This window comes from Orenia marismortui DSM 5156, assembly GCF_000379025.1.
In the GTDB taxonomy this organism is placed as follows: domain Bacteria; phylum Bacillota; class Halanaerobiia; order Halobacteroidales; family Halobacteroidaceae; genus Orenia; species Orenia marismortui.
Genome location: NZ_KB900618.1, coordinates 455,936 through 480,926, shown reverse-complemented (window position 1 = coordinate 480,926; position 24,991 = coordinate 455,936). Strand labels below are relative to the sequence as shown.

Sequence of the window (24,991 nt, the reverse complement as noted above, 5' to 3'; positions counted from 1 at the left end):
GAGCATCAATGAGAACAAGTGCTGACTTATGTTAGATATAGTGGTTATCTAGAGATTGAGAGTTTTATCGCGGACGTCGTGAAGCTGCGGGACGTTATACGAAATCATCAGTTAACTTTATATTTTGTTCTTGAGTAAGATATTTGCGTTAAGAAAGGAAGTAAGAAATATGTCATATAATATTTGTGAATATAAAAATTGTGAAAGAGGTAAGTGGAAAGAAGATAAGGAACATTGTATTTTTCATTCCAAAAAATGCAAAGAGAAAAAAGAAGAGTTTAAAAACCAAATTTTGAAAGAGTTCAAAGAACAACAAAATGACCTTAATAAAGAAACTATAAGTTTAGAAGGTTTTATTTTTCCAGAATTTGATTTTCTAAGTAATGAAAAGATTTCAAAACCGATTTCTTTTAGTAATGCAGAATTTTATAAGAAAGTAGATTTAAAAGGCACTACTTTTTGTAATGAAGTAGATTTTTCATATGTGAAATTTTTCGATGGAATAAATTGTAGAGAGACTAATTTTTTAAAAGAAGTATCGTTTCCATGGGCAAAGTTTTCTGGAACAGCATTTTTTTTTAGACACAAAATTTTCTAGTACTGCTCACTTTGAAAGCACAGAATTTTTAGAAGAGGCATTTTTTGGAGTTGAAAAATTTTCTGATGAAGCTATTTTCTTAGAAACTAATTTTTTCAAGGGAGTTTATTTTGGAGGGGTAGAATTTGTTGAGAAAGCATATTTCGCAAATTCAAATTTTTATGGGGAAACTATGTTTTTTAATGCAGAATTTCATAATGATGCCTATTTTGAGGATACTAAATTTCATGATTGTGTATCTTTTGATAATGCAATATTTAATAAAGATATAATTTTAAATTTTGAGAGATGTGTATTAGAAAATTATATAAATTTAAAAGTGAAAAAGTGTTCTTATATAAATTTAGAAGAAAGTATTAATCGAGATATAATTGATTTTAAGCCAAGGAGAAATCAAGAAGTAAGTATTGAAAAGTTAAATTTATTTAATATGAAAAATTTAGGTCATATTTATATCGATTGGGATAAGAATAATGTTAACTCTGCGATAGAAAAGAAATTTAATAATAAATATGAATATAAAGCTAATCAATATAGAATGTTAAAAGAGAACTATCATCAACTGGGAGAATATGAACAAGAAGATAAAGCATATGTAGAATTTAAGAAAAATAAATTATTAGCAGACAAAGGTAATATAGGTTATTATATTAAAAAGTTTTTATTCCAAACAATTGGTGATTTTGGAACTAATCCCAAAAAAGTAGCTTGTTCAATGTTTGGCGCTATAATTATTTTTAGTATGCTTTATTACTTACCCTCCATTTTTGATTATCAATTAATTGGTGGTAACAATTTAGGAAATAGTTATATATATTCAAATGAAATAGTTAAATCAATTTATTATAGTGTAGTTACATTTTTAACAATAGGATATGGTGATATTCATCCATTAAATTTATTTGGTATGATTATATCTGGTTTTGAAGGATTTATTGGGTTATTCTTAATGTCATATTTCACAGTATCTTTTGTTAGAAAAGTTCTGAGATAAAGTTTTTAATAGTTAGCTAGAGAAAAACCGCTGATGACTTCGTATAACATAGGGTTAGCGACATCTAGGCTAGTAGGTTAGGTGAAGTTAGGAATTACATATGTGAGTTTTATAGTATGGATAAGTTATAGGAGGGGGGAGCGAGACGTCGCGAACCCTAGGGACGTTAGACGACATATTTAATATCGAGAGAGGAGTGTGCTTAAGTGGAAGTGATTTTCAAAGAAAAGAATAACTTTAAATTTATTATTAATGAATTAATCACTTTAATTATGTTGTTAATTTTAATAGACTTAATAAGAGAAATTGTTTTATTCAAGTTTCAAGAAACCTTATATGTTAATTTAATATTTCTAGTAATAACAATGTTATTTTTATTTAGACTAATTCTAGTTATTTTAAAATGGATAAAAGACCCTTTTGCTTTTATAAAAATTACTGATAGTCAATTTATAATAAAAGAATTATTTACTAGCAAAGTATTAAGTTTGAAAACAAGTAATATTAAATTTTTCTATTGTGTTTTTGAAAGTAAAAATAAAGTAGTATTAAGAATAGGTTATAATTTAGAGCCAGATAAAACAAAATTTAAAGATGTATTAATATTAAAGTGGAATAATTATAGAGAAATCTTATTAAAACTGAAAGAATATGCAGAAAAAAATAATATAAAATTTTATTTTTTAGATGGGGAAATTACAGATGAGTTAAACAATATTGAAGATTATAGAATAGATATGAATACTTTTTTTAATAGATTAGAAGAAAACATAACTTTAGAAAAAATTATTAAGTTGGATTATTTGAATAAAATTTGGAAAAAGATTGGATTTGTTATATTTATTTATGCGAGTTTTATTCTTAGGTTTTACAGTGAAAAAGCGTTACATAATAAAAAAGAAACTATAAATTTGATTCTTATGGTAACTCTAGGATTAATTCTTTATAATATTTTTCATATCTATTATAGAAAAAAAGGATATAGCAGACATAATATAATGATGTCAATTCTTCCAGCATTTCTAGGAACTATTATGTTTATAGGAATAGTAGTATTAGATATATGTAAATATGTTAAACCAGAAATTTTTAATAAAGTTTTAACGAAATTGTTTGGGTAATTAAATACGTCGTCTAACATGAGATTAGCAACATCCTAATCTAGGTGGATGAACGAGAGATGGGCTGACTTATGTGAGACTCAGTAGTTTGATTTGGGATTAGGAGGATTGGCGGGGACGTCGCGAATCTGCGGGACGTTAGGCGAAATTGCAAGGTCTAATTTAAAGATAAATAAGTTAAGGTGGTGTGTTAAAATTAATAAAAATAGAAAATTAAGAAATTATTTAAACCAAGCAAAAGCTTTAGAAGAATCTGTGAAATTTATTTATGAGAAGGATAAAAATAATATTTGGAGATTTGGTAGCTATAAAACTTTTATGAGAAAATATAATACTTTAGCTCAATTAGTTTCAAAGGAGTTAGAAGGTACTGATTTATTAGATTATTACAATATTGAAGAAATAAAGGGTTCTTTTGATACTGTAGCTCCAGCACAGAAAAATTTTTTTGATTCTATACTAGCTAATGTAAGTATTTTAAGAGCATTATTAGAAAATGAGTTAGATGTAAAAAGTAATGAAATTGAAAGTTTGAAAAATTTTCTGCAGAATAATATAAGAAAAGCAATTTTTAAAGAACCAGCAAATGAATATAAAATTCAAGATGCAATTGAACAGTTACTTGTAGGAAGGGGTTTTTCTAAAGGAATAGATTATGATAGAGAAACTGGTAGGGTAAAAGTTTCAGTTAAAGAAGTTATCCCAGATTTTATTTTTTCAAGATTAGATTTAGCTTTAGAAGTTAAATTTTGTAAAAACAGAAATAAAAGCAAAAGGTTAGTTGATGAAATAAATGCTGATATACAATCTTATAGCAAGGGATACAATAACTTAATGTTTGTTATTTATGATTTAGGAAATATAAGAGATGAACTTGAATTTAAGAATGATTTAGATAACAAAAGTAATATATCAGTTATAATTGTCAAGCATTAAAATACATTAAATCTAAACAGGTATAACTATATAAAATTTAGAAGGGAGTATTTTTATATGAAGATAAAATGGGATATGTTTTTGTTTAATATACTATCTAGATTATCTAATACAAGAGAACAGATTATGATAATGTGGAATGATAAACCTGATATTAATGAAGAAAATTTAAATTTACCTTCTGAAATTGAATATCAAAAATCAGTTTTTTTAGAATATGAAAAGAATCAAAGAGATATTGCTATTAATAATTCGTTAGTAGCATTTGCTTGGTCTAATATAGAGATAACGTTAATTCATCTTTGTAAAAATATTGCTAAGAGAGATGGAGAAGTTTTGTCTTCAAATTTCGCAAGACGTGATAGACTTAAAGAGATTAGAAATTATTTAAGAAAAAAAGATTTTTGTATTTCAGATAGTTTATATAATATTTTAAAGGAGTTAGAAACAGTAAGGAATTGTGTTGTACATGCTGCAGGATATATTTATTTTTCAAATAATAAAGAAAAATTAGAAAACATAACAAAAACAAGGAATTGGTTAAAAATCACAGATAATATAGATGAGTTTGAACAAGTTATTTTAGTAGATATAAATTATTTAACAGAAGATATAATATATAAAATTGAAAAATGGCTTGAGAAGATATTAATTAATAAAGGATATGGACCAAGATTTCCAATATTAAAATGAGAGAGCAACTTCGCCTAACAGCACGTTAGCGACATCCTAACTTGGGAGGATAGATGAAAGAGTGGCTGACTTATGTGAGAATGTTAGCTTTAATTAGAAGTTGGAGCGTTTATGGGGACGTCGCGAACCTGCGGGACGTTATATGAAATTGACCTCAAATTTAATTATTAATATATTGTTAAGTTTTTAAGAGTAAGTAATAGAACTAAGAGGAGGACAAAATGAAATCTAAAAAAAAATTAATTTTTGTAATTATATGTGAAGTTATTTTTATCTTTTTTTATCCTTTTATAGTATCAGATATATTTAATGAGAAAGTTTCAATATCTGAATTTTATAAACCTTTTTTTGACAAAGTAGGGTTGATTTTAATAATAACTATAGGGATAATAATTTGGATGTATATAAAATTAGAGAAACAAGGAGAAGATAATTTTTATTTTGATTATAAGAGTGGGTTTATTTATTTTATCTTTGCTCTTATTTTTACTTTTGTTACTTTTGTTCCTAATTATTTAATTTACGAAGGTAGATTTCCACCTTACTTTATTAAATTATTTATAAGTGGTGGTTTTCTATTTTTGTTAATATATGCTTCTAATCCAAAATCTCCGAAGGAACTCTTAAGAGAAGTAACATTCCCTGCACTTATAAATAGTATTGCAGTTTTTTCTTTAGATTGGAATGGGGTTTTATTGTTTGTTTGGGCCAATTTGTATATTATATTTATAGTAATTCCAGCAGTTTTTAAAGGAAAAAATATAAGAAAGGACAAAGAAGAAAAAGAAAGTGATTTGTTAGGCAAATTAAATAATGATTTAAAAAGAAAAGTTTCTAAGCTAGCTGAGAAAAAGAAAGTTTCACCAGAAGAACTTATTAAACATTGTATTATTAAGGAAGAGGAACAAATATATCATTTTAAGGATAATTGCTTAAAGGAGATAGGAAAATTAATCGAATTGAAAAATGATTTTGATTATATAATAAAAAAAGTTAAGAGTACTAACAATCCCGAATTTCAAAATGATAACCTTCTTACAAATAGAAAAAGATTATTTATAGAGGATATGCAGAATGAGGAACATATGCAGCAATTAAAATTAAATATTGAAGAAATTAGCAAAAATGCTGATAAGCTTGCAAAACATATATCTAATTTTAAAGATTATTCCGATAAAATTAATGATATGATTAGGTCAATATCAAATATAGCAAAAGATAATAAATTGTTAGCACTAAATGCTTCTATTGAAGCTGCAAAATCAAGTATAGCTGGTGAAGGGTTTTCTATTATTGCTAGTGAAATTAAAGACTTATCTGAAAAAACATTTGAAAAAAATAATCAAATTAATGGTCTAGTTGAAAAAATAAATTTTGAATATAATGAGAGTATAGAGATTTTTAAAGAATTTCAAAAAACTATTAAAGAAGAAAAACAAGTAATAGAAAAAATCGATTCAATTAGTAGTAAGTAAAATATAAAGTATAATTAAAAAATCAAAGCCTTATAATAATATATTGATTTTAATCATTAGTAAAGCCGGTCAACTTCATATAACAGCACGTTAGCGACATCCCAAATGAGTGCATAAATGAAAGAGGGGATGAACTTATGTGAGATTGTAGTTTTGATTAGAAGTTGGGAGCATTACTGGGGACGTCGCGAACCCTAGGGACGTTATACGAAAGCAGCACAAAATAAATGAGGAGGAAAAAGTGATGAAAAACAATTTAGATTCAAATAATATAGAGAGTGTTCCAAAAGACATAAAGAAATGGAATTGGGGAGCTTTTTTTCTTAGTTTCATATGGGGAATAGCTCATAGAGTTTATTTTTCATTGTTATTTTTTGTTCCATTATTAGGATTTATTGTTCCATTTATTTTAGGTTTCAAAGGGAATGAATGGGCTTGGAAAAAAGAGGATTGGGAAAGTGTTGAAGAATTTAGAAGATCTCAAAAAAAGTGGTCTCGAGCAGGAATTGCAGTTGTAGGAGGTTCTATTTTTATGGGGTTAGTTATGGTTATAATAATGTTTTATTCTTTTGGAAGAATGGAACCAGTTGATAATGCTTTGAAGAAATTGAATACTAATCCTAAAGCTATAAGTTATTTAGGTAATAATATTGAAAAAGGTTTTTGGGTTACTGGGTCAGTTAGTACTACAGGGTCTAGTGGAGAAGCAAACGTATCATTTCCAGTAAAAGGGGAACAAGGTGCAGGTAAAGTATATATGATAGCTAAAAAAGAAATGGGAATTTGGGAGATAAAAAGATTAGTTTTAGAGATTGAAGAAGAGAATTATAGATTTGATTTATTAGAAAATAATTCAGGAAGTATATAAAGACTGAAAATGATAAGATAAATTTTTAATGTGTTTTAAGATATTATAAGGTGTGCTATCTAAGAAGGCATAGTGCTGTGCTGCCTTCGTATAACAGCAGCTTAGCGACATCCAGTTGCAGTGCATAAATGGGAACTGGGGATGACTTATGAAATTCAGGTTGCATTAAATTAGATTATGGAGAATAAGAGGGACGTCGCGAACCTGCGGGACGTTATCTGACATACTGCTCTAATCCATAATATTTTGTAATAAAGGTGGGATATTAATGAAACTTGAAGATTTAAGACAAGATGATAGGTTATTTAGGGTAATGAACTCAAATTGTAAAAGACCTTGTGCTCTTAATTTATGGTTAATGGAATTAACTCGAGAAGATTCTATTGAATATCGCCTTTTGTATGGATGGGTGATTCCTTCTAATTATGGGGATCATGGGCATTGGTATAAGGCAGATGGTGGAAGTAAGGATACTTTTGGCAATCAAGATAAAAGTTATAAATTTCGCATACCCAAATTAAGTTTATATGACGACCAAGATACTATTTTTAAACTTATTAAAGAGTTATATAAAGGACAAACCTTAAATAAAGCATGTGAAAAAATAAATATTTCTTCTCCGCCAGAATTATATGGAGAATTGAAATTGGAAGATTCAAAAGAAAAAGTTGCTCGAAATTTTGTTGTGAGACCTACTGTTTTTTTAGAAACTAAAAAATCTCTTATTAGAAAACAAAAATATTTAAGAGGATTATCTAGTCCTATTCGATATGCATCAATTTTTTCTGCTTCTTTGATAAATATTAATAAATTTGATTTATTTAAAGATAATGAGTCAGAATTGCCTCAAAGAAATGCCTTAATAAGAAAAATTTTATTAAGATTAAAAGAGGAAACTGGATTTAATTTTATTGAATACGATAGTAAAAGATTAGGAAATATAGAATGGTTATCTATTCCAACTATAGATGAATATGAAAATCAATCTGTTGTAATAAAACCATTAATAGATGATGATAATAAGATTTATAGATTAAAAGTGAAAATTATTTCTCAAGATTATAGTGGAAATGAATTTTTAATAAGATGTAGATTACGAAATGGTAATGAGATTGTAACTGATGAATGTAAAATATGCAATATTGATAAGGAAAAAATTGAAATTATATTTGAATCAAATGAAATATTTACTAATAATTTAATAACTATTTGGGAGAAAACAAGTGAAGATAGTTGGAGAATTTGGTATGAAAATATTAATTCTGTATTAAGAAATATTAATATGAAAATGGGCTATCAAGAATATCAAGCTAATATTGAATTAGAGATGCTAAAAGATTATAAAAATTCTAATGTTAGAAAAAGAATAGAGAATCTTGAGAAAGTAGAGTATTCTCATTTTGAGCAGTCTCAAATTAGTGATAATACTAATGACTTGTGGAGATTGGAAGGGGAAAAAATAATTAAATTAACCAATAAACTTTTCCCACTAAAATCAGAAGGTGGTTTTTTTTCAAAAAGGTTGGAAAGCAGAAGAAACAGAACCTGGAATACTAAATTTTATTGAATGGTTTATAGGTTTAACAAAAGATTCTAATATTAAAAAGCTATTACTAATTGATCCTTATTTTGATACAGTTGGTGTTGAACTTTTTTCTCGTGTGAAGTCAAGAGATATAAGATATGAGATTTTAACTTGTACTCAAATAAAATCTATTGATGATAAAGAAGAATTTACTGAAAATAATGAAGAACCTCAAAGGGCATTGAGATTAAAGAAAGAATGCGAGAGGATGAAAGGCCTTTTATCTAAATTAGATTTTTCTTTACGGGATTTACGAAGTAATGGAGGAGGAAATAAAAGTTTATTTCATGATCGTTATTTACTTATGTTTGATAATAATGGAGAAATAAAAAAAGGATTTCATCTTTCCAATTCAATTCAAGGTGCAACTAAAAAAGTTCCTCTATTAGTAACTTCTATAGATAAAGATATAATTAAATCTGTGGATGATTATGTATTTGATTTAATTAATGCGAAAGAACCAACCGTTAATGAAGCAGAAATTATAGAATTGTTTGTTTCTAAAAATAATAACTCTAATACTTCAAAAGAGTATGCGCCTGATATTTCAGCTATTCCTAATGCTAATTTGTTTTTCTCTAAATTATTGGAAGAAGATAAAATATTAAAACTAGAGAAGAAGAAATTGAAAAATCATTTAGCACATCATAATTTCATGGAAGAAGATGGGTTTATAGTTCCAGATAATATTAATCAATATATTAGTTCTTTTGCTTATGTATTAAAAAATATGCAGCAAGAGGAATTTAATAAAGTAGTTAATTCATTTGGTGAATGGTTAGCTCGTATTTATAATCCAAATGAATATCTCAATATTTTAATCAAGGAGGCAGATAAAAAATTTATTAAAAAGTTAATAAATTTCATTAAAAATAAATTAACAGATAAGTCTTATTTTACAAAATCTGAATTAGAAAAAATAAGAAATAACTTTGATATATTAAAATTATTGAAATTAATGAAGGAAAATTTTGATGAAACATTAGACCAAGCAGAACATTTAATGAATTATTCTTTAAATCATGTAGGAGTTCCCGATTATCCACTTTTATATATAACTAAAATTATTATTCAGTTAGAACCAGGAAAGTTATTTAATCTAATAACTAATTTTATAGATGATTTCCATGAACCATATGATAAAGAGACAAATATTGCGGTCCATAGTCTTTATATAATAACAAAGGAAATAGTTAATTATTTTATTCTTGTAGATGATATTAAGTTTATAGAAACTTCATTAAAATCTGATATTGCACTATATCGTAGTTTATCTATTCATTATATTATTCAAAAGTATAAAGAAGAAAGTGATTTGGCGGAAGCATTTGATTTACTTAATAATCTATCTAATTTTGAACAATTAAAATCATTGTTATTATGGGTTTATAGAGTTGAATATAAATCTAGAATAAATGAACGAGGTGAAGCAAAACTTAGTTTAAAAGATTTGAGTATCGAAATTTTAAAAGAAATTCAAAATAATTGGCCTAAAAATATATCTAAAAATAATCTTAGAGGGTTAATCTATAAATTTAATAAAGTTGCTTATGAGATAACAAATGATTTATTGATGCCTTTAATAGATAATAATAATCTTAACCTTGAAGAATGTGCAGAGATTTGGTTAGATATTTTTTATGATAGATTAGAAAATGCAATTAATCCTGAACAAAGTACAGATTTATTAGTTCAAGAAAATGCTTCTCTTGTTTCTGTTTGTGGAGGGCTTATTATAGAAGTTAATCATGAATTTCGAAAGAAATGGATTGATAAATTGAAAAAGATTTATAACCAATGCACTAGAATTTTGTACGAGCCCTTTATTAGATCAAAAAATTATTCTAAATTTACTGATACACTTGATATTTTACTATGGCTTCAAATATTTATAAAAAATGTTCTATTATGTGAAAATGAAAAGCCAATAAAAGAAGAAGAAATAAAGAAAATCAAAGAATTTAATAAGCAACTTTATGAGATATTAAAGGGATATTACAATAGACAACAGGGTTTATTTAATGAGGAACTTTTTTTATATTATCAACATATAGACAAACTAGTTAAAGAAAATGATATATTATAATAAGAAAAAGAATATTATAGAAGATTAGAACTATACAGTTTTATTAGCCAAGCAGTACATCAGATAACATGAGCTTAACGACATCTAACCTATTGAGCATAAGCGAAAGCTGGGGATGACATATGAAAGTTTTGTGCTTGATTTAGAATTAGGAGCATTGATGAGACGTCGTGAAGCTCAGGGACGTTAGACGAAATTGACTATAGATGGGGGGATAATTCTTAATGATAAAGCGTACAATATTAATTTTAATTGGTTTAATATTAATAGGAAGTGTTGTTTATTTAGGATTGAAAGCAAATACTAATACAGGATATGTACTTTGGTTTATCCTCAGCAATTTTAGCACCTACAGGTATATCTTTGATTACTTATGCAATTAATTCAAAGAATACGGAGATGTTAAATAAATTATCATCTGTTTCAGAAATTGAAGATTTAATGAAAAAAGCCAAAAATGAAAAAGAAAGAATTCAAATACTTGAAACAGAAAGAAAAATGCTTGAAAACACAATAAGGTTGGAAACTAAAAGACAAATTCTTTTAGAGAGAAGAAGTTTATTAGAAAGGGAAGGGTCTAAATTATTATTAAATATTGATAAAGTAGATAAAGAGTTACAAAAGTTAAACATTGATATAGAAGATAGTGCAGTAAAAGAACAAATAGAAAAATTACATAATAGAATTAATAAAAGTAATAATGATAAAGTTATAATTAATATAGGAAATAATGAGTATGAGATTGACACATCATTAGTTAGAGCTTTTAATCCTTTAGGTGAGGTTGGGTATTTGATGGTTAAAATAGCAAATGAAATAAGTAAAGCTATATTCAATTCTTTTAATAAAGAAAAGAGAGGGTAAGGTATAAAAGAGGAGTTGGTTTTTATGTGGAATTTCTTTTCTACAATTGTTCAGTTTATAAAAGAAATCATAGTAAAAATATTTTTAGAAAAAAGAAACAGTTATGATTTAGAGAATAAAAAAGAATTGATTGAAGAAATATCAATAAATATTCAAGAATTATTTGATTTATATGATAATCTTTATAGCTTTTATCAAAATAATTTTAGTCATATTGATAATGTGGCAGAGGCAATGACTTATTTTAATCGATATAATAATATGTATAAATCTGAATATGAAAAAATAAATCTAGTTTTTAATAAAATGGATACTATAAATAATTGTTTAAGGAGAGGAAGATTATGTTTAAATAGAAGTATAGTGAAGCATATAGAAAAATATTTAGAGTTAGGGGAATTTTCTTATATGACCGATGGTACAGGTGGCTTTCTATTTCATAATCTTTATGAATCTTTTTTTCTAAATTTAATAGAAAATAAAGAAGATATGGACAAGCAGAAAAATAAAATATTAAAAAAGTTTCATAAGTTAAAAAAGTAAGACTGTCAACTTCGTCTAATATGAGCTTAACAACATCCTAGTTGAGGTGCATAAGTGGGGTTTAGGGTGACTTATGTGAGACTTAGAGTTTGTATGAGATTATGAGTACTATCGAGGACGTCGTGAAGCTCAGGGACGTTATACGAAATCCTAAATTAAGGGGGGATAATTATTAATAGTTCAGTTGGTGAATTATCAAGAGATATGTCCTATATGATTAATTGGGTTAAAAGTGATGAATTTGCTCGTCTAGAAAGTCAACTAAAAAAGATGCATGAATTATATAACAGAGATTATTTGAAAGATTTGGGGAAACAACTTTCTAAATTTCAAACAGGTATTGTTAGTAATTCTCTTCAACAATTGGGCAGACAATTAAGTGAGATAGAATCTAGCAAACCTCAATTATCGAATTTAGCAAAACAAATATCTGATTCACTAGCCCCTGCAATTGATAAATCAGTATCTAATTTAATAAATCAGACCGCAAAATTTCAACAAACATATGCTTTAAAAGAAATAGATAGGATTACTAATCAACTTAATAAATTAAGTGAAATGAATAATTTCACTTTAAAAAGTTTTGTTAAAAATTCATTTGATTTTCAGCGTGAATTATTGGATTCTAATATTTATGACCAATTAAATTCATTCAGTAAGGATATGTTTAACTTTGAAAGTCAATTATCACAAATTGGAGAAGTATTAAGTAAGTCAATTCAATTTAATGAATTAAATATTTCAGGATTAGATAGTTTAATAGATAATTTAAATGAGTTTCAATATAATATAGATTCTAGAGGTAACGTTGTAATAGAAAATGATGAAGAACATATTACAATTGAAGATGTTAAGAATATTGTGAATGAGGCTATAGATGAAAGTGGATTAAACAAACAAATAAATAAAATTGAAGAAGGTATTAACTATTTAATTTTATTAGTAAAAAAATTAGATTCTCCTGTTATAAGTGTTATATTATTAGGGATTATTATAAATATTATGTCTGTTTTTATTGTTCCTCATGTGGAAGATTTTAGATATCAATTAATTAATTCAAATAAAAGACAAGTGGTTAAAAAAATAAAGAAAAGTATATCAAATTCTAAACTTGACTATTCAACTATTAATCACTTTAGAGTTGTAAATACTAAATGTTTAAATGTAAGGAAAAAAGATACTAAAAAATCTAGTGTTGTAGGAAAATTATATTTAGGACAAGTAGTAAAAATAGTACATAAAAAAAGAAATTGGACTTTGATTAAATGGGTTAGTAAAGATGGTGAAATTATAATCAAGGGATGGGTTTTCACTAGATATATAAGTCAACTAAAATAAATATTAAAATTAAGGACTTCGTATAACATGGAGTTAGCGACATTCAGCTTATTGTATAGAAGTGGGTCTAGGGGTTACTTATGAAATTCAGCAGTTGGATAGTAGATTAAGAGGGGAATCGGAACGTCGCGAACCCCAGGAACGTTATATGAAATGCTCCGCATAGAAAAGTTAAAACCCGGGAAAGATATGTTGAATCATCACAAACAACAAACCTCCCGGGAGTGATAAAAGATGTCAAAAATACAAAACATCTTTAAAAAATATTATAACCAAGTTTCAGAAAAATATACCATAGCTGATCATGCTAGAAAAGCAGCCTGGAATATAATTAATTGTCGTACAGAAGTAATGGGTGGTCATGTGGAAAAATGTCCAGAAGGACATTACCATCGTATTTGGTATAATTCCTGTAAGCATAGATCCTGTCCTCAATGTTCAGCGATGGAAAAGGAAGAGTGGATTCAAAGACAGAGCGCAAGAATTATAGATACTCACCATTATCATGTGATTTTTACTATACCTCATCAATTAAATGATTTATGGTTATTAAATCCAAAGAAGATGACAAGTTTATTATTTAAATGTGCTAAAGAATCTTTATTTGGAATGATGAGAAATGTAGATTTTTTAGGAGTTAAACCAGGAATGATAGCAACTTTACAAACTTGGGGAGAAACTTTAACTTTTCATCCACATGTGCATTGTCTTGTAACAGGTGGTGGATTAACTGAAGATGGAAAATGGAAAGAAAGTAAGAAGGGATATTTAGTTCCAGTAAGAACATTGATGAAAATATTTAGAGGGAAGTTTTTAGATGGAGTCCATAATTTAAGTTATAAGGGAGAAATAGATATACCAGAGGATTCTAGTTATAGCAAAATACATAGAAGATTAAGAAAGTTAAGAAAGAAGAAATGGAATGTATATACTTGTAAAAAATATGCATATGGAGAGGGAGTCATTAAATATTTAGGGAATTATATAAAGGGAGGACCAATATCTGACAAGCGTATAATTTCTTATAATGAGAAGGAAGTTAAATTTTATTATGATGACAATAAGGATGGATCTAATAGAAAGGTAATGACTTTAAAAGTCGAAGAATTTATCCGTAGATTTCTATTGCATGTGCCGATGCCACACTTGAAGGTAGTAAGATATTATGGGATATATGCTGGTTGCAAAAGGGATGAATTGAATAAATGTCGACAGACATTTGGACAAGATGAAGTAAGAGAAATTGAGAAGATAGAGTGGCAAGGTTATTGTAAAGAGTATGGGAAAGCAGCAGTATGCCCAGTGTGTGGCAAAAAGTTAGTTAAAGGAAGAGAGTTTAAAGGTGTAGAGTTGAGATTATTATTGCTGTTAATGGGTAAAGAATTAAATTCAGATTTGACATTACGAGACAGAGAGAGGTCTGCGTAGTGTAAAGTATGATTTTTAATAACATGGGTTAGTGAGAAGTGGTTGGAGTAGGCCTAAATTTGCTTAATTGATGATTATGGTATAGTTAATTAGTAATGTTGGACAAGAAAATAGATGTTAAGGGCAAGAATAAGCTAAATAGAATCCAAGTTATCGCAAGTTTATGGAGGTAAAAATAAATATAAAACTCCATAGAAGACGCTACGCACTTCATATAACAAGAGTTTAACGACATCTAATTTTGATCAGAGGTGAAGGTGGCGAGGACTTATGTTAGATATAGATTGATGTGAGGGATAGGTGCGTCTATGAGATGTCGCGAAACTCTGGGACGTTATCTGAAATTTGGCTATGAGAGTATTGTTTTAAATGGAGGAATTCATAATGATAAATATTGAAAAGAAAATTCAAAAATCTGATTTAAATAAAGAGTTATTAGATTACTTAGATAGAAAATTTCAAACTCATTTAGAATTAAAAGATGATAGTGGTTCTTCTAAACATAGTAAATATTTAAAAAATAAAATGGAAGAATGGGGAAAAGGGTTTGAGGAAAATTTGCCTTCGGATTTGAAAGATTACTTCATATATATAACAGCTAGTGCGGGTAATTTCTCTTATTACAATTTAAATAGTAGAATCTTATTTAAATATATTTTTCCATCTTTTTTTAAAGAATTTGATTCTGGGCAGATATGGATCGTTGAGACTGAAGCAAAATGGAGAGATATATCTTGGTCGAGTCAACATAAATTGGCTCAAGAAAACGATTTAGGTGAAATAATTGGTGAGTATCCTCATGAGTTTACAGGTATGCAAGAAGAAAATTTTCCAGAAATGTCTATTGATATATTAACATATGCTCTTTATCCGCTTATGCCATGTGAGGTTGTTCATTTGGCTTATGGGTTATCTTTAATATTTATTCCTGACTGTGTATTTGAATATTCTCAGATGAAAGAAGCAGATACTTTATATAATCATCTTTTATGGAAGATGCATCATATATTTGACGACCAATGGACATTTAATTCTATGAGAGGACCAAAATCCGCTTTATCAAAAGATTTATTTAGTTTTGAAGATTTATTAAATTTTTTTGAATGGTATATAAACTTGTTATCAGATAAGCTTAAAGAATTGTTAAGTATTAAAGAGTCTTATTTAAGACAACAAAGAGTAATGACTTTAAACAGTATCTTATGTGATATGTTTTTTTCGATAACATCACAATTACCTTATTTAGCTAAAACATCTTTATTTTCTATGTTAGATAAAGTTTCTAATTTTTTAAAATCTCTTGAGTATGATGAAAGTGAAAGTAATTTGTGGAAAATGATTTTAAGCGAAGAATTTCTAGAAGAAGAAATTAAAGATAAAACTAAAAATGTTCCAGGAGAAGTAGGAAGACAAATGAAATTGAGCATTGAGTGGGCATTAGACCAAATTAAATTGGATAATCTTGATGAAAATTTATTAAGAGATTTTAGAAATTGTAATCATGGTTATTTATTAAATGATTATAGATGGGAAAAACTTTGTAGACATAATGGTGAAATTAATAATGATATCACTTTATTATCATTTCCTATTTGGTTATATTTAATTAGTCTAGATTGGAAGAAAGTTAATAAGAAATAAATTTTAATTAAAGTGTAATTTATGGTTAGCCAAACTTCAGATAACAGCACCTTAGCGACATCCCAGTTATGAGCATTGATGAAGGTCGGGGCTGACTTATGTTAGATTGAAGATTTAACTTGAGTTAGGAGCATTATCTGGGACGTCGCGAAGCTGCGGGACGTTATCTGACATGCTTAGTTTAGTATATTATTGGAAATAGGAGGTTATTTTTTATGAATGAGTTTAATGAATTATTATTATTAAAATCAAAATCATTTTTAATTTATGTTATTAGTCTTAAGGATAGTGTGATTTCAGGGGTTTTATCTTCTCTCATAGTGGCTTATATACTCACCTTTTTTAAAAATAGTGTAAACAGAAGAGGTAGTAGAGATGGTAAAGAATTTAAATTGATACCAATTAAAGAATATGAAACAGTAGAAGTAGGATCTCGAAAAGAAGAAAATAATGATATATTTTTATTAGTATTTATAATGATAATAGGTACATTATTTTTTAATCAATATAAAAAAGATGTTGTTGAAGTCCTTAATTGGGTAGTTTTAGTTGGATTTTCATTTAATATGTTTTTATTTATTAGAGAATTCAAAAGTTCAAGTGTAGAACATCTAAAAAGTAGATTATTTTGGACAAGCATTATATGGGGGTATTCTTTTTTTGCACTATATTTATTAAAAAATCCAATTTATATTACTAATCAGGCTATAGTTATGGAACAAAGTATAAAAGTAGGAAAAGGATTGATTTTTTCTGATATAGAAGGATTACTCTATTTGATTTATCAATTTATAGGTGTGCTATTTTTATTTTTTATTATCTTATATAGTATTGGAATGCAAATATATACTTTAATTATCTGGTGGAATCTTGGTCAAATAAATGTTAATAATAGTTTTTTTCAAAGTAGATTTTTTGGTCGCTTAAATTCAATGTATTATAAGAGATCTAAATTTTTAATTGTTTTTATTATATTTGTTATAGGTTCATTTTTTCTTTTAAGTGGGTTTTTATTTGAATGGTTAAGTAATAGAACTGCAGTTAATATAATACACTAAGTTATTTTATGCATTATCTAAAAAAATTTAATAGTATAATTATTATTTTAGAAAAATGCGAAAATAGAATTAAAATCTTACATTTAAATAATGTGTTTAATTTGAGGAGGATATATTAATGGTAAATTCAGATGAATTAAACTTAGAAGGATTTAAAGAGCAAATTGAAAAAACTGGATTTGTATTAGAATATGAAGTTTCAAAAATATTAGAAAATCATGGGTGGAATGTTATTACAAATAGGTATTATATTGATCCAATGAAAAATATAGATAGAGAAATTGATATATTGGCTTATAAAGTATTTAAATTTAAAGGAATTCAGTATTATACTAGTTTAATCATTAGCTGTAAGAAGTCAGAAAAGAATGTTTGGAGTTTTTTAACAAAAGATTTAAAGGAAGATGATCCAAATATTAATCATTATCCCGTGGCATATTGGACTAATAGCAAAATAATTGAGTTTATGTTAAATGAAAAAGAAATAGAAAATATAATTGAAAATGATTTTTTAGATAAAGATTATTTACATAATATTTATAGCCTTAATAAAGAAGTATTTGCTTTTCAGCAAATGAATAGTACAAGTTGTAAACCCAAAAATGATAGCAATATTTATAACTCAATTACTACTACTATTAAAGCTTTAGAGTATGAACGCAATTCTTTACCTGAAAGAAGAGAAAATAAAGCTTTTTATAATTTTAATTTATTATCAATATTCAAAGGAGATTTTATTGAACTATATTTTAATAATGGAGATATAGTTCCCAAAAAAATTGATAGTATAAAATATTTAAATAGGCATATAGTGAGTGAAAAAGAAGATTTTTATCGTGTTCATTTTATTAGTTATGATAAATTAGAAGAAAAGTTAGAAGATTTTAACAAATTGTTTAATTGGAATTTTAAATATTACTCACAATTAATATCTGAATATTATAATAAGGTGTTTATATTTGATAATTATGCAGAGCTATTTTGGAATCAATTTAAACAAGAACTTATAGACTTCATTAATATAGAAATTAGTTGGGAATATGAGGACTTTGAGAATTATAGTATAAAAAGTTTTGATTACAATTATAAAAAAGAAGATAAAAAATTATTGTTGCTTATTTCATTTAATAATTCAAAGAGCTAGGAAAAAACAAAAGAATTAATAGAAAAAATAAACAATAATGAGACTATAAATAAAAAAGTTTCACATGAACTGAAAAAATGGTATGAATATGAAGGAGAATTTGAATTTGATGATATAGTACCATTTTAAAAATATAAAATATAGTAGTCTCTAAAATATTTTAATGTTTTAGAGAAAAAACTCCTAAATCGACCGCACGTCAGATAACAGCACCTTAGCGACATCCCAACTTGGGAGGATAAATGAGAAGTGGGGATGACTGATGTGAGGATGTGAGCTTTAATTAGAGTTGGGAGCGTTATCGGGGACGTCGCGAAGCTGCGGGACGTTATCTGAAATTCAAAATTAAATATTTTTATTAAATTTGTAAAATAACCTACAATATAACAGTATTTTTGATATAATCATATCAGGTTAGTTTATCTTAGAAATCTTAAATAAAATTTCAAGTAAATGGAAGGAGGAGTTTTAAAATTGAGTCAGATACCATTTAAAGTTTCTGCAAGAACCGCTAGATTAATTGGAAGAGAAAATGTAGCTAATTCAGAAGGTGCAATAATTGAATTGGTAAAAAACACCTATGATGCAGATGCAAGAACTTGTATAGTTTATTTTGATAATAAATATAATAGCACTCCTAAAAAATTATCTAAACTTGAATATAACCATTTTATGAAAGACCATTCACAAATTATTGAAGAAACTTATGAATTGAAAGGAGAAGAATATTGTTTAAAAGAAATAGGTAAAGAAGTATTAGATAGTTTAAACCATATTTTTAGTAAAGAAAATAGTATTTATATAATTGATAATGGAGAAGGAATGACACGAGAAGTTATAGAAAAATGTTGGATGACAATAGGAACAGATAACAAACGAGAAAATTTCAAGACAGAGAATGGAAGAATTAAAACGGGGGCAAAGGGCATAGGGAGATTTGCTTTAGACCGATTAGGAAATAAATGTGAAATGATTACATATTCAAAGAAGACTAACAAAAGTCATAAGTGGAGTGTAAATTGGAACGATTTTGGAAAAACTGGAACTTCAATTGATGAAGTAACTGCCAATTTAGATAAAATAGAAAATTCAATTCTATATCAAGAAATTGAGTCTCTGTTAGATAATTTGGGACAGGCTGAAGATATTTTAAATCAAAAATTATATCCTAATGGGACACTTATAAAAATATCTGATTTAAGAGATGATTGGAGTGACTATTATGTTAATAAAATATATACTAATTTAGAGATGTTAATACCACCTAAGGAAGAAATGGATAAAGACAATAATTTTGATATATATGTATTTAGTTCTTTAAAGAAAAATAAATATGGCAAGATAGAATCTTCTGTTGGTGATGATTTTGATTATAAATTACATGCCAATATTAAAGAAGATGGGAAAGTAGAAATTGAAATTTATAGAGATGAATTTAATGTAAGTTTAATACCAAAAGAAATTTTTAATTATAAAAAAATGCAGCAATTTCCCTTTGATTTAGAAACTTTCAGAAAAGGATATTTTAAGATTGAGTGTTCACTTGAAGAATTATTGCCAGGTTACAAAGAATATGAAGGGAATATAATAGATGAAATAGGTTCTTTTGAGTTTAAATTATATTTCATGAAAAAATCATACGTAAGGAAGAAAAAGAAGATTTATTTTTATAAAAATTTCAATTCTTCTTTTAGAAATAAATGGTTAGACCAATTTGGAGGAATTAAATTATTTAGAGATAATTTTAGAGTTAGACCATATGGAGAAGCTAGTGGGTCATCTTTTGATTGGCTTATGCTAGGTGATAGAGTCAGCAAAAGTCCTGCTGCGGCAAGTCATCTAAGAGGTTCTTGGAGGGTAAGACCAAATCAAATTTATGGTATAATAAGTATATCAAGATTGAATAATATTAATTTTGAAGATAAGTCAAGTCGTGAAGGACTTCAAGAAACTAAAGAATTTAATATTTTCAAGGAATTAATTATTAATATTATTAGAGAATTTGAAAGAGATAGACAAACAATAATGAGAATTATGAAAAAATATTATGAGGATAATAACAAAAGAGAAAGTAACAAGAAGAAAGCAAAATCAATTGCTAAAAAGATAGTTTCAAATACTAAAAAAGATAAAAATTTAAACCAAATTATAGAATCCAAAAAAGAAAAATCAATAAAGCAAGAAGAACAAATTTTAGCTCAATCTTTTTTAGCATCTGAACAGGAAGCACAAGAGTTATTAGATGAATTAAAATTATTAAGAGGCTTATCTACTACTGGATTAGTTATAACATCATTTGCACATGAATTTAAAAATTTAAGTGCACGTATTTTACCACGAACATATGAATTGAGAAATATATTAAAGAACCTTATAGACTCTAAAACATTGTCCAATTTAAAAGAGTATGAGAATCCTTTTATTATGATAGATGACTTTGAAACTCAAGATAAAAAGCTTAAGTTTTGGTTAGATTTTGCACTGAATGTAGTAAAAAAAGACAAAAGAAAAAGAAAAAAATTTGATTTGTATACGGTTTTTAAAGAATTCAAGAGAAATTGGGAGTCAGCTCTATCATCCCAAGCAGTACAGTTGAATGTTCCTGAACCAATAGATGGAGAAAAATGTTTAAAGAAAGTTTTTTTAATAGATATAGATAGTATATTTAATAATTTAATAACCAATTCTTTAGATGCGTTTATTAAAAGAAGCGATGCGACCAATAGAAGAGAAATAAATATAAATATGGAAGAAAAAAACAATAAATTATATATTTTATATGAGGATACAGGTCCAGGTTTATCTAAAAATATAGGAAATCCTTATAAAATATTTGAACCTTTTTTTACAACTAAACGTAATAAAGTAGGTGAAAAAATTGGAACTGGTATTGGAATGTGGATAGTAGAGTCTACTGTTGAAGAATATAAAGGGGAAATTGAAATTTTGACACCAGATGAATCAGGATTTCAAATAAAAATAATTCTTCCATTAAATAAATATGAGGGGGTTATAAAAAAATGAAAATAGGATATATAGATGATAAAGGTAGTGATTTAAGAGCATTTCAACGTAGAGCAAGTGAAGATTTTGATGAGGTAATAGGTATAAAATTAAAAAGTGATATATTAGAGATAATGAAGGAAATTATAGAAGCAAAAGTTGATGCTATAGTAGTAGATTATCTTTTAAATGAAGGTGATAGTAGTATCCATTTTAATGGAGCAGATATTGTGAAGCAATTAGAGAAAGAAAAAATAGAATTTCCTTCCTTTATATTAACCTCTTTTGACCAGGATGCAGAAAATGAATTAATAGATGTTAATAAGATATATGATAAGGGAAAATATTATGATTATGAGAAAGAAGATTATAAAATACTTAATAGAAGAATAAAAAGGCAAATTGAAAATTATCGTAATTTAATCAAAGAAGCAGAAGAAAATATATTAAAATTAAAAAGTAAAGAAGAATTAACAGCTAAGGAAAAAGAAGATTTAATTGAGTTAGACGAATTTTTAGTAAAAACTACTAGTATTAGCAGTAAATTACCAAAAGAATTTAAAACTAATTCTGTAGAGCAAAAGCTAGATAATATTATAGAAATGGCAAGTTTTCTTTTAGAAGAGGTGAAAAATAAAAATGAGTAGAAACAAATTTAGAAATATACATCCTAAAAGAACTTGTGATAAAGTTTATAAAAATTATAGTTCTTATAAGGAATTTTTAGCAAAAGATTTTAATTATAAATGTGGGTATTGTGATGATAATAGTCTATTATTGGGTGGACCGCATAATTTTCATATAGATCATTTTGCTCCAAAGAAAAAATTTCCCGAATTAAAGTCAGAATACAATAATTTAGTATATTCATGCCCATATTGTAATCAGTATAAAAGTGATGATTGGATTTCTGATAAAGCAGATATAAATATAATAGATAATAGAGGATATATCGATCCATGTGATTTAGATTATCATAATAATTTCTATAGAAATAAAAAAGGAGAAATTATTCCTAGGACTAAAGTAGGTATTTATATGTATAGGAAATTAAAACTTTATTTAAAAAGACATAGTATTTTATGGAAAATAGCTAAGATAAGATTACTTAGGAAAGAAATTAGATCTATGTTAGAAGATTGTGGGGAAGATACAGAAATCAATGATAAGCTAAAAAATATATATGTACAATTAGGTATGCAAATTGATGATTTTATGGATTATTTAATGGGAGAATTAAAATATGACTAATAAAAAAAAGAATGGAGTTTATTACACACCAAATGTTTTAGCAAATTTTATGGTAAATTATATAATAGATAATTTTGATTTAAATAATAATTTAAATATTTTAGAGCCAAGTTGTGGTGATGGAATATTTCTTAAATATTTATTTAATAACTCAGATATTTTATCTAAAGATATTAAGATAGATATTATTGAAATAAACTCTAAAGAATTAAAAAAATCATTAGAAAGAATTAATAGATTGAAGACTAATTCTGTAAAAGTAAAAGATTATAATATTGATTATTTAGAATATAATACTGATACTAAATATGATATAGTTATTGGGAATCCACCATATATTACAAGAAAATATCTATCAGAAAAACAAATTAAACTATGTGAGAAGATGCTGGGTGAAATGAAAATAAGTAACAAAAAAATAATGAATATTTGGATTTATTTTCTTTTAAGAGCTATAAGCCAGTTGAAAGAAAAAGGGATGTTATTTTTTGTATTACCAGCTGAAATTTTACAGGTTAGCTATGCTAAGAGCTTACGAAAGTATTTAAATGAAGAGTTTGATCAGATAAAAATATTTGGGTTTGATGAATTAATATTTGATAATATCGAACAAGATGTAATTTTATTTCTAGGTATAAAATCTTCTTCTATAAAAGGAATTAGTTTTGAATTAATTGATAATTTAGAAGAACTGAAAAAAGGTGATTTTCTTTCAAATGAATCTTTATTTCATGTAAAATCAAATGAAAAATGGACTAAATATATTTTATCTACTGAAGAATTAAATTTAATTGATAATCTAAAAAATAAATTAAAATTAAAAAAAGTGAGTGATATATGTAATTCTTCAACAGGAATTGTAACAGGAGCTAATAAATTTTTTATTGTTACTAATGACATAATAAAGAAATATAATTTAAAAAAATTTGCTCTACCTATATTAAAAAGAAGTTTTTACTTACCAAATAACAGTGTAATGTTAACAAATGAAGATTTTGATATTATTTGTTCTGAAGGTAAGGATTGCAATTTATTATATTTTGATAAAAAAGATAGTAATAAATTTGAGGATAAGGTTAGGATATATTTAAATAAAGGTATTAATGAAGGAATAAATGAAAGGTATAAATGTAACAAAAGAAAACTATGGTATAAAATCCCTAATATTTGGAAGTCGGAAGGTATCTTTTTTAAAAGAAGTCATTTATATCCTAAAATTATTGTTAATGAAGCAAATGTTTTAGTAACGGATACAGCTTATAGAATAAAAATGAAAGATACATATGATATAAAAAGTTTTATTTTTTCTTTCTACAATTCATTGACTCTTACTTTTGCAGAATTAGATGGTAGATTTTATGGTGGTGGAGTATTAGAGATTATTCCTAGTGAATTTAAAGGTCTATTATTACCATATATTAAAATTAGTGATATTGATTTCAATACCTTAGATAAGATGTTTAGGGAAGGAAAAAATATAAATCAAATTTTACAATATACAAATGAGATATTATTATTAAAAAAATTAGGATTAGATAAAGTAACATTAAAAAAAATAGAAATTATAAGAAAAAAGTTATTATATAGAAGAATAAAGAACTAGACTAATCAATATCTGTTTTTAATATTTCTAATAAGTCCAAGATGTTTTCTAATCGCATATTTGATAAACAATAGGCTTCATATAATGAAGCAAATTTTTTGTTTTTTTTAATTTCAGAGGAATCTTGTGAATCTAAGATTTCCTGATTTTTTTTATAAAGTTTATTTAATAAGCCAATTGCTTTTGATATATTATTTGTATTAATTTTATTTTCCTCCTTTCATTTATAAATTATTCCCAAAATAATATTTATTAAAGATAGTGTGTGTTGTTTTTTTAATTAATATTCCTTAATGTATGTAAATATTAATATATTTTAGAAAAAATATTCATAATAGCTTAAATTAAAGAAATGGAGTAATAATTGAATTTATTTTAAAATTTTAATGATAGATTTGTTACTATAAAGGAATTAAGTTTAATTTTTTGTTGAGTTGAAATTAGACGGGGTTAACGAATTTTGAACTTCAGATAACAGCACGTTAGCGACATCCCAACTTGGTAGGATAAATTGAAAAGTGGGGATGACTTATGAGAGTGGTAGCTTTAGTTAGAAGTTGGGTGCGTTTATGGGGACGTCGCGAACCTGCGGGACGTTATACGAAAGTGCGACCAGCCCTTGAAATAATAGGGATAAGCTATATCTTAGGCTGTCCAAGTCTACCGTACGGTAGACTTGTGGACTACCTATTCTATTTGAGGTAATCCTATCTATCGGTGCATTACTGGTAACGGTTTTGTGCTAAGCGATAGAGACAATGT

20 protein-coding genes are annotated in these 24,991 nt (G+C 26.3%); all 20 read left to right on the top strand.

The genetic code is table 11. The features are described from left to right. The first annotated feature begins 169 nt into the window (after positions 1-169). The 20 genes from OREMA_RS0108340 (at position 170) to OREMA_RS0108240 (ending at position 24,229) form a co-directional block, all read left to right on the top strand. Complete coding sequence (locus OREMA_RS0108340; protein WP_018248815.1) at positions 170-598, top strand: pentapeptide repeat-containing protein; 429 nt, start codon at positions 170-172, stop codon at positions 596-598. Between the two features lie 172 nt (positions 599-770). After that, positions 771-1,592 carry a potassium channel family protein gene (locus tag OREMA_RS0108335; protein ID WP_018248814.1) on the top strand — a complete coding sequence of 274 codons (822 nt, stop codon included), beginning with the start codon at positions 771-773 and terminating at the stop codon, positions 1,590-1,592. Between the two features lie 488 nt (positions 1,593-2,080). Next, entirely contained in the window at positions 2,081-2,713 is a 633-nt protein-coding gene (locus tag OREMA_RS0108330) for a hypothetical protein (protein WP_157280040.1), read from the top strand. Positions 2,714-2,806: 93 nt separating this feature from the next. Next, positions 2,807-3,649: a PD-(D/E)XK nuclease domain-containing protein gene (locus tag OREMA_RS0108325; RefSeq protein ID WP_157280039.1), complete on the top strand. Its 843-nt coding sequence runs from the start codon at positions 2,807-2,809 to the stop codon at positions 3,647-3,649. Positions 3,650-3,706: 57 nt separating this feature from the next. Then, on the top strand, positions 3,707-4,342 hold the full coding sequence (locus OREMA_RS0108320) for a hypothetical protein (RefSeq protein WP_018248811.1): 636 nt from the start codon (positions 3,707-3,709) through the stop codon (positions 4,340-4,342). Between the two features lie 221 nt (positions 4,343-4,563). Next, on the top strand, positions 4,564-5,817 hold the full coding sequence (locus OREMA_RS0108310) for a methyl-accepting chemotaxis protein (protein ID WP_018248809.1): 1,254 nt from the start codon (positions 4,564-4,566) through the stop codon (positions 5,815-5,817). Between the two features lie 244 nt (positions 5,818-6,061). Continuing rightward, entirely contained in the window at positions 6,062-6,685 is a 624-nt protein-coding gene (locus OREMA_RS17450) for a cytochrome c oxidase assembly factor Coa1 family protein (protein WP_018248808.1), read from the top strand. A gap of 268 nt (positions 6,686-6,953) precedes the next feature. Continuing rightward, positions 6,954-8,252, top strand: coding sequence for a hypothetical protein (locus tag OREMA_RS0108300; RefSeq protein ID WP_020493462.1), 1,299 nt, complete (start codon positions 6,954-6,956; stop codon positions 8,250-8,252). Further along, entirely contained in the window at positions 8,188-10,356 is a 2,169-nt protein-coding gene (locus OREMA_RS0108295; RefSeq protein WP_020493461.1) for a VPA1262 family N-terminal domain-containing protein, read from the top strand. The genes OREMA_RS0108300 and OREMA_RS0108295 overlap by 65 nt, the downstream gene beginning before the upstream one ends. A gap of 315 nt (positions 10,357-10,671) precedes the next feature. Next, positions 10,672-11,220, top strand: coding sequence for a hypothetical protein (locus OREMA_RS0108290; RefSeq protein ID WP_018248807.1), 549 nt, complete (start codon positions 10,672-10,674; stop codon positions 11,218-11,220). Between the two features lie 24 nt (positions 11,221-11,244). After that, on the top strand, positions 11,245-11,763 hold the full coding sequence (locus OREMA_RS0108285; protein ID WP_018248806.1) for a hypothetical protein: 519 nt from the start codon (positions 11,245-11,247) through the stop codon (positions 11,761-11,763). Positions 11,764-11,976: 213 nt separating this feature from the next. Beyond that, on the top strand, positions 11,977-13,101 hold the full coding sequence (locus OREMA_RS0108280) for an SH3 domain-containing protein (RefSeq protein ID WP_018248805.1): 1,125 nt from the start codon (positions 11,977-11,979) through the stop codon (positions 13,099-13,101). A gap of 234 nt (positions 13,102-13,335) precedes the next feature. Continuing rightward, complete coding sequence (locus OREMA_RS0108275) at positions 13,336-14,529, top strand: IS91 family transposase (RefSeq protein WP_018248804.1); 1,194 nt, start codon at positions 13,336-13,338, stop codon at positions 14,527-14,529. Between the two features lie 384 nt (positions 14,530-14,913). Then, positions 14,914-16,170, top strand: a complete 1,257-nt coding sequence (locus tag OREMA_RS0108270) for a hypothetical protein (protein WP_018248803.1) — start codon at positions 14,914-14,916, stop codon at positions 16,168-16,170. Between the two features lie 215 nt (positions 16,171-16,385). After that, the gene (locus OREMA_RS0108265) at positions 16,386-17,228 is read left to right on the top strand and encodes a hypothetical protein (RefSeq protein WP_018248802.1); all 843 of its coding nucleotides are present in this window, start codon (positions 16,386-16,388) and stop codon (positions 17,226-17,228) included. A 118-nt stretch (positions 17,229-17,346) separates the two neighbouring features. Further along, positions 17,347-18,372, top strand: a complete 1,026-nt coding sequence (locus OREMA_RS0108260) for a hypothetical protein (protein WP_018248801.1) — start codon at positions 17,347-17,349, stop codon at positions 18,370-18,372. Positions 18,373-18,846: 474 nt separating this feature from the next. Next, positions 18,847-21,396 (top strand): sensor histidine kinase, encoded by a 2,550-nt coding sequence (locus OREMA_RS0108255; protein ID WP_018248800.1) that lies wholly within the window; start codon positions 18,847-18,849, stop codon positions 21,394-21,396. Beyond that, complete coding sequence (locus OREMA_RS0108250; protein WP_018248799.1) at positions 21,393-22,022, top strand: hypothetical protein; 630 nt, start codon at positions 21,393-21,395, stop codon at positions 22,020-22,022. Before OREMA_RS0108255 ends, OREMA_RS0108250 begins: the two co-directional genes overlap by 4 nt. Then, positions 22,015-22,626: an HNH endonuclease gene (locus OREMA_RS17445; RefSeq protein ID WP_018248798.1), complete on the top strand. Its 612-nt coding sequence runs from the start codon at positions 22,015-22,017 to the stop codon at positions 22,624-22,626. The genes OREMA_RS0108250 and OREMA_RS17445 overlap by 8 nt, the downstream gene beginning before the upstream one ends. Beyond that, positions 22,619-24,229 (top strand): Eco57I restriction-modification methylase domain-containing protein, encoded by a 1,611-nt coding sequence (locus OREMA_RS0108240; protein WP_018248797.1) that lies wholly within the window; start codon positions 22,619-22,621, stop codon positions 24,227-24,229. Before OREMA_RS17445 ends, OREMA_RS0108240 begins: the two co-directional genes overlap by 8 nt. Positions 24,230-24,991 lie beyond the last annotated feature (762 nt).